11 protein-coding genes and 4 pseudogenes are annotated in these 14570 nt (G+C 72.0%); 12 read left to right on the top strand and 3 right to left on the bottom strand.

All coding sequences use genetic code 11. The features are described from left to right. Window positions 1-44 precede the first annotated feature (44 nt). Window positions 45-740, top strand: a complete 696-nt coding sequence (locus UG55_RS06685; protein ID WP_083986486.1) for a cysteine hydrolase family protein — start codon at window positions 45-47, stop codon at window positions 738-740. Continuing rightward, on the top strand, window positions 737-1645 hold the full coding sequence (locus UG55_RS06680; RefSeq protein WP_066064360.1) for a TIGR03619 family F420-dependent LLM class oxidoreductase: 909 nt from the start codon (window positions 737-739) through the stop codon (window positions 1643-1645). The genes UG55_RS06685 and UG55_RS06680 overlap by 4 nt, the downstream gene beginning before the upstream one ends. Before the next feature lie 26 nt (window positions 1646-1671). Here UG55_RS06680 and UG55_RS06675 read toward each other — a convergent pair whose 3' ends face one another. Next, complete coding sequence (locus tag UG55_RS06675; protein WP_255360438.1) at window positions 1672-2406, bottom strand: FadR/GntR family transcriptional regulator; 735 nt, start codon at window positions 2404-2406, stop codon at window positions 1672-1674. Window positions 2407-3709: 1303 nt separating this feature from the next. Here UG55_RS06675 and UG55_RS06670 point away from each other — a divergent pair. From UG55_RS06670 to UG55_RS06665, 4 genes and pseudogenes are all read left to right on the top strand, one after another. After that, window positions 3710-5585 (top strand): annotated as a pseudogene (locus UG55_RS06670) (ABC transporter permease); the annotation flags it as partial. Between the two features lie 20 nt (window positions 5586-5605). Next, the gene (locus UG55_RS33125; protein WP_313954586.1) at window positions 5606-6472 is read left to right on the top strand and encodes an ABC transporter ATP-binding protein; all 867 of its coding nucleotides are present in this window, start codon (window positions 5606-5608) and stop codon (window positions 6470-6472) included. 62 nt (window positions 6473-6534) lie between these two features. Further along, a pseudogene (locus UG55_RS33120) lies at window positions 6535-6603 on the top strand (ATP-binding cassette domain-containing protein); the annotation flags it as partial. Window position 6604: 1 nt separating this feature from the next. Next, a partial coding sequence (locus UG55_RS06665) for an ABC transporter ATP-binding protein (protein ID WP_242423829.1) occupies window positions 6605-7302 on the top strand: 698 nt, incomplete at its 5' end. 524 nt (window positions 7303-7826) lie between these two features. Here UG55_RS06665 and UG55_RS45185 read toward each other — a convergent pair. After that, entirely contained in the window at window positions 7827-8144 is a 318-nt protein-coding gene (locus UG55_RS45185) for an acyl-CoA thioesterase II (protein ID WP_128422886.1), read from the bottom strand. Continuing rightward, window positions 8078-8698: an acyl-CoA thioesterase II gene (locus UG55_RS06660; protein WP_128422874.1), complete on the bottom strand. Its 621-nt coding sequence runs from the start codon at window positions 8696-8698 to the stop codon at window positions 8078-8080. The genes UG55_RS45185 and UG55_RS06660 overlap by 67 nt, the downstream gene beginning before the upstream one ends. Window positions 8699-9153: 455 nt before the next feature. Here UG55_RS06660 and UG55_RS46745 point away from each other — a divergent pair. The 6 genes and pseudogenes from UG55_RS46745 to UG55_RS06640 all read left to right on the top strand — a co-directional run. Then, window positions 9154-9722, top strand: a pseudogene (locus tag UG55_RS46745) (AMP-binding protein); the annotation flags it as partial. A 1-nt stretch (window position 9723) separates the two neighbouring features. After that, on the top strand, window positions 9724-10644 hold a 921-nt coding region (locus UG55_RS33115), incomplete at its 5' end, for a class I adenylate-forming enzyme family protein (RefSeq protein ID WP_242423828.1). A gap of 164 nt (window positions 10645-10808) precedes the next feature. After that, window positions 10809-11960 carry an acyl-CoA dehydrogenase family protein gene (locus UG55_RS06650; protein ID WP_066064350.1) on the top strand — a complete coding sequence of 384 codons (1152 nt, stop codon included), beginning with the start codon at window positions 10809-10811 and terminating at the stop codon, window positions 11958-11960. Between the two features lie 209 nt (window positions 11961-12169). Beyond that, a pseudogene (locus UG55_RS33110) lies at window positions 12170-12327 on the top strand (aldehyde dehydrogenase); the annotation flags it as partial. A 1-nt stretch (window position 12328) separates the two neighbouring features. Continuing rightward, window positions 12329-13621, top strand: a 1293-nt coding sequence (locus tag UG55_RS06645) for an aldehyde dehydrogenase (RefSeq protein WP_242423827.1), incomplete at its 5' end; no start/stop codon positions are given. A 105-nt stretch (window positions 13622-13726) separates the two neighbouring features. Further along, window positions 13727-14545, top strand: a complete 819-nt coding sequence (locus tag UG55_RS06640; protein ID WP_066064344.1) for a mycofactocin-coupled SDR family oxidoreductase — start codon at window positions 13727-13729, stop codon at window positions 14543-14545. The last annotated feature ends 25 nt before the right edge of the window (window positions 14546-14570 follow it).

Below are 14570 nucleotides of genomic sequence, written 5' to 3'. Positions count from 1 at the left end.
CTCGTCACCGGTGGCCGGCACGGCGCGATCCGGGTGGCGCCCTGATGACCGCCGCCACGGGCGGGCAGAGCGAGCGGGGTGGGGCGGGCGGGCAGCGCGGGGTGCGGGGCCTGGAGCCCGGCTGTCGGGCCGCGGTCGTCATCCACGAATGGCAGCGCGGGACGGTCGACCCGGCTGTCGCCTCGATCCCGTCACTCGCCGCGCACGCCGGCGACCGCGCGGCGACGAAGAACATCAACGCCCTCACCGCCGCCGCCCGCGCGGCCGGGGTGCCGGTGTTCTGGTCGGTGATCGAGCCCCGCGCCGACCGGGTCGGGACGACACCGAGCTGCCTGCTCCTCGCCCACCTGCGCAGGGGTGCGCTCGCCGCCGGCAGCGAGGCGGCCGGCCTCCACCCGGAGGTGGTCACGGCCGAGTCGGACATCTGGATCCGCCGGGTGCACGGGCTCACGCCGTTCCACCAGACCGAGCTGGAGGCCTACCTGCGTGACCTCGGGGTGCGGACCGTGGTGATCGGCGGCGTGTCGACCGATGTGGGTGTGCCCGGAGCCGCCCTGGAGGCGGTCAACCGAGGCTTCACCGTCGTCGTGCCCGAGGACTGCACCGCCGGCAGCTCGCCGGCGACGCACGACTTCGTCGTCCGCACCCAGCTTCGGCTGCTGGCCACCGTCAGCGACAGCGCCAGCGTGATCGAGGCACTGCGGGCCGCGTCCGCGCCGGCCATCGGACGACAGCCGTGAGATTCACCGTCGACTACCCGGTGGGTGGGCCGGGCCACGACTCGGCCCTGCTGACCAGGGCCGGTGTGAGCGCCGTCGCCCGCGCCGCGGAGCGGACCGGTTTCGACGCCATCGCGTTCACCGAGCATCCGGCGCCGTCGCTGAAGTGGCTCCGGCATGGCGGGCACGAGACGCTCGACCTCACCTCGGCGCTGGCGTTCTGCGCGGCGGTGACGGAGCGGATCCGGCTGATGAGCCATCTGCTCGTCCTGCCGTACCACAATCCCTTCGCCGCGGCGAAGGCGCTGACCACCGTCGACCTGCTCTCGGACGGGCGGCTGACGGTCGTGGCGGGCACCGGCTACCTGCGCAGCGAGTTCCGCGCCCTCGGGGTGGACTTCGAGACCCGCAACGAGCGGTTCGACGAGTCGCTGGCGCTGATGCGCGCATTGTGGGCCTCTGGCGGCGTCGCGGTCGAGCACGCGGGAGCGCACTTCACCGGGCTCGGGGTCGCGCACCTCCCCGGCCCCGTCCAGGCCGGTGGGCCGCCGGTGCTCGTCGGCGGCAACTCGGCGCTCGCGCGCCGCCGGGCCGCGCGGCAGCAGGGCTGGAGCCCGCTGATCGTCCCCGAGATCGCCGCCCGCACGTCCCGGACGGCCGCGCTCACATTGGAGATGCTGCCGGCGCTGGTCGGGCAGGTCCGCGCCGCGGCGGTGGAGCACCAGGGCGCGGGCGCCGCCTTCACCGTGCAGGTGCAGGGGCCACACCAGGACGTCATGCGGGGCGGCGTGTCGCGGACCGAGTACGCCGAGGTGCTGGCGTGCCTGGCGGAGGCCGGTGTGGACGCGGTCGTGCTGCAGCCGCGGTGCACATCGGTCAGGGACGCGGTCGCCGGGCTGGAGGAGTTCGCGGCGGAGTACTTCTGATCCGTCGCGTCAGCTGATCCGCCCCGTCAGCCGAAGATGTCCACCAGGGGAGTGTTGACCGGGTCGTGCAGGAAGATGTACTGCGCGGCGACCTCCATGTGCCGGCGCCAGTGCTTCTCGGCCCCGGCACTGTTCTGGGTCTCCACCAGTTGGATCAGCTTCTTGTACGAGCGCAGGGTCTTCTGGAACCGCTCCGGGACGCTTGCGGAGCCGCGGAGCCCTCTTGCCAGCGCTCCCTGCAGGTGGGTGTCGACGATCTCGGCGAGCACGGCGCCCTGGATGGCGAGGGTCCGGTTGCCGCACCGCTGCATGATCAGCTCGTGGAAGCGGTAGGTGGAGCGTGACCAGGTCGCCAGGTCCGGGACCTGCTCGAACCCGGCCTCGACCAGCGTGCGCAGCCGCTCCACCACATCCCGCAGGTCGGTGAGGTCCTGCTCGGTGCGGACCTTGGCCAACAGGCCGGCGCAGGCCGGCTCGGTCACCATCCGGGCCTCGTACACGTCCTGGATGGTGGTGCCCTGCATCTGCAGGAGCAGGCCGATGTGGCGGGCGGCGACCGCCGGGTCGGGCTCCAGCACCTGGGCGCCGCCGCGGGAGCCTCGGCGGACGCCGATCAGCGACTCCGCCTCGAGGATGCGGAACGCCTCGCGCAGGGTCGGTCGCGAGACCTTGAACTGCTCCATCAGGTGGATCTCGGACGGCAGTGTCTCGCCGGCCCGCAGCTCCCCCCGCACGATCCGGCGGCGCAGGTGCGAGGCGATCAGCTCGGCAGTCTTNGGCGCCCGCATGACCGTGCCCACCTGCGGGATCTCCGCGACCGGTTGGCTCATATGACTCATCCTATCCAACGCGTTGATCGCGCAAGGTCGGGCATGGTAGGGGACGCGGCTCGACCAGTTGCAGCCGTCTTCTCTGTATCAGTAATATAATTAAACCAATATCTGTCAAGGATCCGGGAGGCGGCCGCGGTCGTCGCCCGCCGCGGCAGCTGTCGCAGCCTCTCGTGGATCATCGAGCTCGTGGATCATCGAGCCGGATGATGATCGCGTTGATCGTGGTCTGATCCCGTCCATGGCCTGCGCGAGCCGGGTCGGGTTGTTGACCTGGGTTGTAGGTCGGTACCGCCGGCGGTGGGCTGCTCCTTCCACTCTTTGTGTCGACCGTTTTTCTGTTCTCTTGGCGACTCGGTGACGGGCTGAGGGGCTCGGCTGGCAGCCGTGGGTGGGTTCGGGTGCGGGCCGGTGCCGCGCCGGCCGGTGGGTGATCTGACGGTGGTGGTCAGCGTCTCGGGTCGGGCGGGGGAGCGGCGACGCGGCGACTGAAGAGCTCTGGGTGTCTCTTGGGGTGGGGAGTTGACAACCCCGGGCGGTTGAGGGGCGCAACCCCGGGGGGAGCGGAGACACGACAAGCCCTTCAGTCGCTGTCGGCGAACATTCGCGGACGGGCGGCGCGGGGGGTGGGTGAGGGGTGTTTCGGGGCCTGTGTGCGCTCTGAATGCCCTGGTGGCGGCGTTGCGGCGGGTTCCGCCGGATGCGGTGGCCCGGCGGTCGTGCGTCGGCCGGGTGGCCACGGGCCGAGGTGCCCGCGGGCCGGGTGCCGGACGTCGGAGGGGTGGGGCGGTGGTGTCCCGGTACCGGCCCGGGGCCTGTCGCCCGTCGGGCCTCCCGGGCCGGCTCGACACCCGGGGTGTCCCGTCCGATCAGACGGCTCTGTCACCCCGACCCAGACCCGGCCGCCGTCACCCAGACCCGGCCGCCGTCACCCAGACCTGGGCTGCTGCCACCCCGGCCCAGCCACCGCCACCCAGAGCCCGCGGCTCGGGTTCTGCGTCTCTCGGGGTCAGCGCACCTCTGGAGCGGGGTCCAGCGGCGGTGGGTGCGGGTGTAAGTGCGGGTGTGGGTGCGCGGGCGGGTGTGGGCGGCGGCTGTCGTCGACCCTCCGTCGTGCAGCATTGAGCTGAAACAGTTCAATCATTTGCCCGTTGGTGTTACGGTGCCTCGAAGCATCGTGTGACGGGTGCCACTGGGACGCCCAGCTGACGACGCCNTAGCCGGTGGAGCAGGTATGCGCGAACATCTGAACTTCGTCCTCCTGGGGGTGGGGAACGGCGCTGTCTTCGCCGCCCTGGCGTTGGCTCTCGTCGTCACCTACCGAAGCTCCGGGGTCCTCAACTTCGGCACCGGCGCGCTCGCGCTGCACGCCGCCTACACCTACGCACTGTTGCGCGACGGTGAGCTCCTGATCCCCATCCCCGGGCTGCCGGAGACGATCGGCCTCTCCGGCGAAGTCGGTCTGTGGCCGGCGGTCATCCTCACGGTCCTGTACGAGGCGGTGCTGGGTGTCGTTCTCTACGGCCTGGTCTTCCGGCCGCTGCGGGCGCATCCGGTGGTGGCCAAGGCGGTCGCCTCGCTCGGCATCATGGTGGTGCTCACCGGGGTCATCACCATGCAGGTCGGCGGCGACCAGATCCTGGTCGCGCCGATCTTCCCGCGGCACACCTGGGAGGTCGGCGGCCTGCGGCTGCTGTCCGACCGGTTCTGGTTCGTCGCCGTCATCGTGCTGATCGCAGCCATGCTGGGCCTCGTCTACCGGTTCACCCGGTTCGGCACCGCCACCCGGGCCGCGGCCGAGACCGAGGTCGGCGCGATCGTCTCCGGCCTGTCGCCCGATCTGATCGCGTTGGTCAACTGGGCGGTGAGCGGCGCGGTCGCCGCGGTCGCCGGCATTCTGATCGCTCCGCTGGTGCCGCTGGTGCCGGGGACCTACACGCTGTTCATCGTCCCGGCGCTGGCCGCCGCGGTGCTTGGGCGGTTCTCCCTGCTCGCGCCCGCGGTCATCGGCGGCCTCGCCATCGGAGCGCTGCAGTCCGAGGCGGTCTACCTGCAGACCCGGGCGGACTGGCTGCCCAGCAGCGGGGTCGCCGAATTGATCCCCCTCATCGTGGTGCTGGCCGTGCTGGTCGTCCAGGGCCGGCCGCTGCCGACCCGGGGGATGCTGCTGGAACGGACCCTGGGCCGGGCACCGCGGCCGCGCTCGTCCTGGCGGCCGGCGGTCGGGCTGCTGCCGCCGGCCGTCATCGCGATCTACGCGGCGAGCGACAGCTACCGCTCCGCGCTGATGGAGTCGTTCATCGTCGGCATCCTCGCGCTGTCGCTGGTGGTGGTCACCGGCTACGTCGGCCAGATCTCGCTCGCCCAGCTGACGCTGGCCGGCGCCGCCGGGTTCCTGCTGTCGACCTTCAGCCACTCCTGGCACATCCCGTTCCCGATCTCGCCGGTCCTGGCGGCGCTCGGTGCCACCGTGATCGGCGTGGTCGTCGGCCTGCCGGCGCTGCGGATCCGGGGCATGCTGGTCGCGGTCGTCACGCTGACGCTCGCGGTCGCGCTGGAGGCCATCTGGTTCCGTAACAACGATCTCAACGGCGGTTCGGACGGCGCCCCGATCGCCAATCCGTCGATCTTCGGCCTGGATCTCGGGATCGGGACGGGTCGGGCGTTCCCGCGGCCCGAGTTCGGACTGCTGTGCCTGGCGGTGCTCACCGGGGTCGCGATCGGGGTGGCCCGGCTGCGGCGCAGCCGGCTCGGCTCCGCGATGCTGGCGGTGCGCGCCGACGAACGGTCGGCGGCGGCGGCCGGGATCAGTGTGGTCCGGGTGAAGCTGCTCGGCTTCGCGATCGCCTCGTTCATCGCCGGCCTCGGTGGTTGCCTGCTGGCCTACAAGCAGACCACCGTCACCTTCACCTCGTTCAGCGCGCTGCTCGGCCTCGGGCTGTTCACCACGGTCTTCCTGGCCGGGATCACCTCCGTCTCCGGCGGGATGCTCGCCGGGGTGCTCGGCGTCGGCGGCGTGTTCTACGTCGCGCTGTCCCACACGATCGACGTCGGTGAGTGGTACGGCATCGTCAGCGGTCTCGGCCTCGTCCTCACCGTCATCGCCAACCNGGACGGCCTCGTCGGCCCGGTGCACCTCGCGGCCGGGCGGCGCCGTCGGCGTTCCCTCGCCGCCACGCCACCCAACCCGGCCCGTTCCGCTCCGGAGCAGGCTCCGGCTCCGGCTGCGGCTGCGGCGGCCGGCCCGGTGACGGGCGGGGATGGAGCCGCCGTCGGTGCCAGGTTGTTCGTGACCGGGATCAGCGTCCGCTACGGCGGCGTCACCGCGCTGTCAGAGGTGACGATCGAGGCTCAGCCCGGAATGATCGTCGGTGTCATCGGTCCCAACGGCGCGGGCAAGACCACGCTGATGGATGCGACCTGCGGATTCGCCCCGGCGACCGGAGAGATCACGCTGGGCGGGTCGCGGCTGGCCGGTCTTCCGCCGCACCGCCGGGCCCGCGCCGGGCTCGGCCGCACGTTCCAGGGCCTCGACCTCTACGACGGCCTCACCGTCGAGGAGAACCTGATGGCCGGCCAGTACGCCGCCCGCCCCGGCGCTCTGCCACGGGATGAGCTGCTCGGCTGGCTCGGGCTGACCGAGCACCGCGACCGCGGTGTCGGTGAGCTCTCCCAGGGCCAACGCCAGCTCGTCTCGATCGCCCGCGCGCTCGCCAACGGCCCGGAGGTCCTGCTGCTCGACGAACCGGCCGCCGGCCTCGACCCGACGGAGAGCGGCTGGCTGGCCGAGAAGCTGCGAGCGGTCAGCGCCCGCGGCGTGACGATCGTGCTCGTCGACCACGACATGCACTTTGTCCTCGGCCTGTGCGACACCATCCACGTCCTCGACTTCGGCAGACAGATCGCCGGCGGTCCACCGGCGGAGATCCGTGCCGATCCGAAGGTCATGCAGGCATACCTCGGCACCGGCCAAACGGTGAAGGAGCTGGCGTCATGACCGCGGTACTGGGCTGCGAGGGGCTCTGTGTCGGGTACCGGCATGGCGCGGTCGCCNGCGACATCGCCATCTCGGTCGGCAGGGGCGAGATCCTCGCGGTGCTGGGACCGAACGGGGCGGGCAAGACCACCNTGTTGCTCACCCTCGCCGGCTTCCTGCGGCCGATCGGTGGTTCGATCGCCGTCGACGGCAGGGGCGTGACGGGCGCCTCGGCCCGCCGGATGAACCGCGCCGGCGTGGTGCTGGTGCCCGACAGCCGGGCGCTGTTCACCACCCTGAGCACGCTGGACAACATTTCGATCGCCGCCAGGAAGGGCGGCGCTACCGTCAGCGAGGTCCTGGACCTGTTCCCGCGGCTGCGCGTCCGCAGCAAGGTCAGCGCCGGGCTGCTGTCCGGCGGAGAGCAGCAGATGCTCGCGGTCGCCCGGGCGCTGGTGCAGGGGCCGCGGGCACTGCTCATCGACGAGCTGAGCATGGGCCTGGCCCCGATCATCGTCGAGCAGCTCATGCCGCTGGTGCGGGGCGTCGCCGACGAGACCGGCGCGGCGATCGTCCTGGTCGAGCAGCACGTGCACCTGGCACTCGAGATCGCGGACGCCGCCGTGGTGCTGGTGCACGGTGACGTGTCGCTGGCCGGGAAGGCCGCGGCGCTGCGCGACCGGCCGGCGGAGCTGGAGGCCGCCTACCTGGGCGCCGTTTCCGCCGGCGGTTCCCCGGGCAACGACGCGGCGGGCGCGGCGGCGGCGGGCGCGGCGGCGGCGGACCCGCCGCCGGGTGTCAGTGGCGGACCCGAGGTGGGGGTGGTGCTGGCGGACCCGGGATCGGGGTGACAGTACTGTCTGATCAGATGGGGCGCCCCGGTGGCGAGCCGGGCGGGAGGCCCGCCGAGTGACCATCCCGGGCCGGCACCGGGACATCACCACCCGCCCTCTCCGACGTCCACCGCCTCGCCCGCGGGCACCTCGGCCCGCGGCCACCCGGCCGACGCACGACCACCGGGCCGCCGCATCCCCGGCGGGGACCCGCTACGACGCCGCTGCCAGGGCTTTCAGAGCGCGCACAGGCCCCGCAACAGCCCTCACCCACCCCCCGTCGCACCCCCGCGCCGCGGGTCCGCGGGTGTGTGCCGACAGCGACTGAAGACCTCGTTGTGTCTCCGCTCCCGCCGGGGTGGCGCCGCCTCCGCCGCCGGGGTTGTCAATGCTCCTCCCGAGGAGACACACCGAGGTCTTCAGGCGCCGTAGCGCCACTCCCGCGCCCGCGGCCGAAATGCTGGCCGCTACTGTCAGATCACCGAACGCACCCCACCCGCGCTGTGGCGGTGGTCGCCGCCCCGCACCCCGGGAACCGTCCTTCAGACCCTGCGGAGCAGGCCTTCCTGCGTTGTGGTGGCGCACAGCCGGCCGGAACGGTCGAGGATCTCGCCGTGGCAGAGCGCGCGGGCGCCGCCGGCCCATCGGCTGTGCTGGTCGTAGCGGAACCACTCGTCGACCCGCAGCGGAGCGTGGAACCACACCGTGTGGTTGACCGTGCCGAACCGCAGCCGGCCGTCGTGCAGGGTGTGGCCGTGCGGGGCGAGCGCCACCGAGAGAATCAGCATGTCACTCAGGTAGGTGGGCAGGCCGCCCGCTCGAGGGCGCCGTCGGGCACGGGCTGGCGGCTGCGGGCCCAGACGGCCTGGTGCGGCTCGCCCGTCCGGCCGAGGGCGGCGAGGGCCCGGGCGGGCAACATCGGGAACCGTAGCTCGGTGCCGAGGGCCCGGGACAGGTACTGAGCCCAGGCCAGGTTCTCCGCGTTGTCGGCGAAGGTCGTCGCGGGCGCGGGCAGGTCCTCCGGGCCCGGGCCGCCGAGCTCGGCGGCCTGGTGCTCCAGGCCCGGCTCGTCCCGGTGGAACGAGGCGGTCATCGTGAAGATCGTCCGACCGTGCTGGCGGGCGTCGACGCGGCGGGTGCTGAACGCCGCGCCGTCGCGGACCTGCTCGACCTCGAACTCGGTGCGGACAGTCGTGTCGCCGGGACGCAGGAAGTAGCAGTGCGCGGAGTGGACGCGCCGGTCCGCCGGCACCGTCAGGCCCGCGGCCAGGACCGCCTGGCCCGCGACCTCGCCGCCGAACGAACGGCCCGCGGGCCCGGTGTGCGCCCTGCCCAGGAAGCGATGTTCGTCGACGCGGTCGAGGGCGAGGGCATCCAGGACGGATCCGGTCTGCTGGGCGAAATCGAGCGGCATGACCCGATGCTAACAACAGGATAAATAATACATCTATTTCTTCGACCCCGAGGGTTGGGTCTGCCGCCCGGTCGGCGCGCGGAGTGGGGTCGCGGCCGCCCCTCGCTCGTCGCGGGCCCACCAATCACTTCAGTGCAATCAGTTAACCTATTGTGTGATNACCTGGCGGTCGCGTCCTCAGCTCGCGAGCCCGCTGGACGGGCCGGGGCCAGGCTTCGGACGGGCTGCCCGGGACGCCTGACGACGGCGCGATCGACGCAGTGGTCCCGCCGGTGCGGATACCGGCACAGCCGACCAGGAACGAGATGACCGGATGACCGAGGTAGCCGAACCACCCGAAGTGCTGACCGGGCGCCGCGACGGCGGCTCTGAGCCGGTCCCGTGCTCCAGACGCGCCNGGGAGGGTGTCAGCGCGTTCGGCGAGGAGTGCGCGCCGGTGCGGGCGGGCCGCTGAGATGGGCATCCGGGAACGGTTCCGCCAGCTCCTCACCGAGGCCCCCGCCGACGCGGCCGCCATCGAGTTCGAAGGGCGGTGGGCGACCTGGGGAACGATCCAGGCGATCGCCCGCGATCTCGACGAGATCCTGCTCGCCCGCGGCCTGGGGGCCGGTGCCCGTGTCGGCCTGATCATCGAGAACCGTCCCGAACACGTGGCGGTGATCGTCGGGCTGCTCGCCAGCGACCGCACCGTCGTCTCGTTCAGTTCGCTGCAGCCGCCGGCGCGGCTCGCCGCCGATCTCGCCCTCGGGAAGGTCGGCGTGCTGGTCGGCTCCCCGGCCCTGCTCGCCGGCGAGGGGGTGCGCGCGGCGGGCGGGCCCGCCCTGGTGCTGGAGCTGACCGCCGCCACGGTCACGGCGTCCGGGCCGGTGGCGAGGATCGAGCCGCGGCCCGGGGACGTCGTGCCCGGGGTCGTGATCGAGATGCTGACCTCCGGCACGACCGGCCCGCCCAAGCGGGTGCGCCTGCGCGAGCCGCAGGTCGACACCGCACTGGCCGTAAGTGCCCCGGAACCGCGCGCGGACCGNCTCTTCCGCGGCGGCGTGACGATAGTGGCGACCCCGATGGTGCACATCGGCGGTTTCTGGGGTGCGGTCTCCACGCTGTACACCGGCCGCAGGATCGTGCTCTTCCCCCGGTTCGAACTCGACAGCTGGCTCGACGCGGTCGAACGCCACCGCCCGGCCGCGGCCGGCGTCGTCCCCGCGGGGCTGCGCGCGATCCTGGCGGCCGAGGTGCCCGCGGACAGGCTCGCGAGCCTCAGAGTCATCCTGAGTGGGACGACGTTCTGCCCGCCGGAGCTGGTCGACGCGATGCTCCAGCGGTACGGCATCCGCGTGCTGCCGACCTACGGCGCCACCGAGTTCGCGGGCGCGATCGCGCTGTGGACGGCGCAGCTGCACGAGAAGTACTGGGCGACGAAGGCCGGTGCCGCCGGCCGGCCGGTGCCCGGCGTCGAGCTGCGGGTCACCGGCGCCGGCGGTGCCGTGCTGCCGGTCGGTGAGCAGGGCGTTCTGGAGGTGCGCAGCGCCCAGTCGCCGGTCGGCGCGCAGGCCTGGCAGTCGACCAGTGACCTGGCCTCGATCGACGCCGACGGCTTCCTGTGGATCCACGGCCGGGCCGACGACGCGATCGTCCGCGGCGGCTTCAAGGTGCAGCCGGAGACCGTCCGGGAGGCGCTGGAACGGCACCCCGCCGTGCGCGAGGCGGCGGTGGCCCCCCTGCCCGACGAGCGGCTCGGGTTCGTTCCGGTGGCGGCCGTCGAGATCGAGCCGGGCGCCGAGGTCGACGGGGCGGAGCTGCGCCGGTTCTGCCGCGATGTGCTCCTGCCCTACGAGGTGCCCGTGCACGTCATCGTCCTGGACGAACTGCCGCGCACCCCGTCCTACAAGGTCAGCCGGATCGAGCTGCTTGAGCTCGTCGAGGCCCGGCTGCGCCCGTCTGCCTGATCGCGCTGGCGGCCCGGCCGGAACAACCGGATCGAGCCGACGAGGCGATCCAGATATGTTATCAATTAACAGTCAAATTAGTTAACTGCTCAAATTAGTTAACTGCTTTGTGGGGTTGGCCGCCGGCGTGGGGTGGCGGCGCGAGCCCGTCTGGGAGGCAACGGATGCGGATCGACACGGCCGAGCGACTGGACCGCTTCCGGGCCGAGGTGCGGGCGTTCATCGCCGAGTACAACCCGGGGCCCAAGCGCCACACCGGTGTCCGCGCGCCGGAGCCCGAGCTCGTCGAGCCGATCCGCGGGTTCACCCGGGCGCTGTTCGACGCCGGCTACCTGGGGGCCGACTGGCCGGAGCGGTACGGCGGCCGGGCCGGTCACGACCCGCGGGAGGCGTTCGTCGTCGCCGAGGAGATCGCCCGGGCCGGCACCTGGGGCCCGATCGGCGCCGGCCCGCCGCTCGCGGCCCCAGCGCTGATCACCTTCGGCACTCCCGAGCAGCGGGCCCACTACCTGCCGCGGATCCGGTCGGCGGAACACATCTGGTGCCAGTTGTTCAGTGAACCGGGCGCCGGCAGCGACCTGGCCGGCCTGTCCACCAGGGCGGTGCGCGACGGCGATCACTGGCGGGTCAGCGGGCAGAAGGTGTGGACGACCAACGGCCACCACGCCGACGTCGGCTACCTGCTGGCCCGCACCGACCCCGACGCGCCGAAGCATGCCGGCATCAGCGCGTTCATCCTCGACATGTCGACGCCGGGCGTCGACGTGCGCCCGCTGCGCGAGATCACCGGAACCAGCGACTTCAACGAGGTCTTCCTCGACGACGTCCACATTCCGGCCGCCAACCTCATCGGCCGGCTCCATGACGGCTGGCGGGTCGCGAACTCCAGCCTGCTCCACGAGCGCAGCGGAGTCGCGGCCGGCTCGGTGGAACTCGTCCGCCACCTCGACGACCTGCTCGCCCTCGGGCCCACCGACCCGGCGACCACCGGCCGGATCGCCACCGCCGTGCTGGTCAGCGACGCGATGAGCAAGGCCGTCCAGTCGCACATCCTCGCCGGCACCGAGGACGCCGCCGACGCCGCGGCCGTGAAGATCTTCTTCAGTGAGACCAACCTGGCTCTGGCCGAAGCCGGCCTGGCGCTGCAGGGGCCCGGCGGGCTCGCCGCCGAAGGCGACCCCGAGGCCACCGCCGACGGCTGGTGGCAGGACGCCTTCCTCTACGCCCGTGCCTACACGATCGCCGGCGGCGCCACCGAGGTCCTCAAGAACGTCATCGCCGAACGCGCTCTGCGCATGCCCCGCGAGCCCCGCTGAACCGGCCGGCCCGGCGCCGCCGACACCGCTGACCCCGCTGACCCCGCTGACCCCGCTGACCGCTGACCCCGCTGACCGCTGACACCGCCGCCGTCCTCCACCGGAGGTGGGGCCAGAAATCGGACAGCTCGGACCGGATTCTTGACACGTGTCCCCAGTCACACTGTAATGATCTCAATCGGTTAACTCATTTAGCCGGAAGGCGCGCCATGTCTGACGTCGACCGCACCCCGCCCAAGGTCCACCTGAGGATCAACGGGGAGAAGCTCGAGACGGCCTCCGGAGGGACCTACGACCACATCAGTCCGGCGACCGGCGAGGTCGACGCCCGGATCCCGCTGGCCGACAAGCAGGAGGTCGAGCTCGCNGTCACCAGGGCACACGAGGCGTTCCAGGCGTGGAAACGGACGAACCCGGGCCTACGCCGCCAACTGCTGCTGAAGCTCGCCGACCTGATCGAGGTCAACGCCGCCGAGTTCGCCCGCCTGGGAGCGCTCGACAACGGCACGCCGCTCGCCGTCGGGGCGGCCTTCCCGGCACTGTCCACCGAGTGGACCCGCTACTACGCGGGCTGGGCCGACAAGATCACGGGTGACCTCACCGGCCGGCCGGACGACCTGGGCGAGCTCGGCTACACGCTTGCGCAGCCGTACGGCGTGGTCGGCATCATCATCACCTGGAACGGCCCACTCATCTCGCTGGCGATGAAGATCCCGCCCGCGGTCGCGGCCGGCAACACCGTGGTGGTGAAGCCCTCCGAGCTCACCCCGTTCTCCGGCGAACTGTTCATGGACCTCGTCGAGCAGGCCGGCTTCCCGCCGGGGGTCATCAACATCCTGCCGGGCACGGCCGAGGCGGGGGCGCAGCTGGTCAGCCACCCGCTGGTCAGGAAGGTCAGCTTCACCGGCGGGCCGTCGACGGCCACGAGCATCCTGCGGGCCTGTGCACCCGACATGAAACCGGCCGTGCTGGAGCTCGGCGGCAAGGGCCCGCACCTCGTCTTCGACGACGCCGACCTGGACGCCGCCTGCCTGCACGGCACGGCCTACTCGCTGATCGCGCTGTCCGGCCAGGGCTGCGCGTTCGCCACCCGGATGCTGGTCCAGGACGCCGTCTACGACGAGATGGTCGCGCGGGTGAAACTGGTCGCCGAGAACATCCCGATCGGCGACCCGTTCGACCAGGGCACCGCGTCGGGGCCGGTCGTCAACCAGGCCGCGGTCGACCGGATCCTCGGCATGGTCGAGCGGGCCCGGGAACAGGGGGCCACCGTCCTCACCGGCGGCCGGCGCATCGACCGGCCCGGCTACTTCATCGAGCCGACCGTGCTGGTCGACGTCGACCCGGAGAGCGAGATCGCCCAGACCGAGGTTTTCGGCCCGGTGCTGTGCGTCTTCAGATTCTCGACCGAGGACGAAGCCGTCGCGCTCGCGAACAACACCCGCTACGGGCTGTGCTCCTACATCCAGACCAAGGACCTCAACCGGGCGTTGCGGGTGGCGGCCGAGCTGGGCGACGGCCAGGTCATCGTCAACGGCGCGACCAATCTGGAGCCCTCCCGTCCCTTCGGCGGCTTCGGCCAGTCCGGTCTGGGCAAGGAGGGCGGCCGCGAGGGCATCTACGAATTCCTGCGCATCCGCGCGGTCGGCATCAAACTCTGACGGCTCACGGCTCACGGCTCACGGCTGACGGCTGACGGCTGACGGCTGACGGCTCGCGGCTGCACGTATTGAAACCCGTCCACCGACATCCGGGAGAGAACCGCCATGGCGGGAAAGCTTGAGGGCCGGGTCGCCTTCATCACCGGCGCCGCCCGCGGCCAGGGCCGCGCGCACGCTGTGCGGCTCGCGCGCGAGGGCGTCGACATCATCGGCGTCGACATCTGCGCCGATATCCCGACGATGAACTATCCCTGCGGCACCTGGGAGGAACTGCAGGAGACCGCCGCGCTCGTCGAGAAGGAGGGGCGCCGTGCCGTCGTCGGCCGGGCCGACGTCCGCGACCAGCCCGCGCTGCGGGCGGTCTTCGACCAGGGCCACGAGACGTTCGGCCGGCTCGACATCATCATCGCCAACGCGGGCATCCTGCGGCTCGGCGACAGCCGCGACCCGGTCGCCGAGTGGCAGGACACGATCGACATTCTGCTCACCGGAACCTTCAACACGGTGCAGGTCGCGCTGCCGGCGCTGCGGGCCGGCGGGCGGGGCGGCTCGATCGTCTTCACCAGCTCCAGCGCCGGCCTGAAGGGCACCGCGAGCGAGGAACCGAGTGCCCAGGCCTACACCACCGCGAAACGCGGCCTGGTCGGCTACATGCAGGTGCTGGCCAACCAGTACGCCGCGGAATGGATCCGGGTGAACACGATCCACCCGACCGGGGTCGTCAGCGGCATGACGATGAACGAGGCGATGGCCGCGGCGATGGCCAACGCCGACAGCAACATCTCCTCGATGCAGAACGCGCTGCCGATCCCGATCCTGCAGCCGACGGACATCGCGAACGCGGTCGCCTTCCTCGTCTCCGACGAGGCGAAGTTCATCACCGGAATCGCCTGGCCGCTGGACGCCGGTTTCTCGGTGCGCTGAACCGGCCGGCCGCAATCGAGGCTCG

The sequence above is a fragment of the Frankia sp. EI5c genome, assembly GCF_001636565.1.
GTDB lineage: Bacteria > Actinomycetota > Actinomycetes > Frankiales > Frankiaceae > Parafrankia.
This window is presented reverse-complemented; position numbering and strand designations above follow the sequence as displayed.

Bases quoted from the DNA above. Each gene is read 5' to 3' on its own strand.
- UG55_RS06685 (WP_083986486.1), top strand. From the start codon at position 45: ATGACCGCCGCCACGGGCGGGCAGAGCGAGCGGGGTGGGGCGGGCGGG.
- UG55_RS06660 (WP_128422874.1), bottom strand. From the start codon at position 8,698: ATGCCGCTCGATTTCGCCCAGCAGACCGGATCCGTCCTGGATGCCCTC.
- UG55_RS06650 (WP_066064350.1), top strand. From the start codon at position 10,809: ATGCGGATCGACACGGCCGAGCGACTGGACCGCTTCCGGGCCGAGGTG.
- UG55_RS06640 (WP_066064344.1), top strand. From the start codon at position 13,727: ATGGCGGGAAAGCTTGAGGGCCGGGTCGCCTTCATCACCGGCGCCGCC.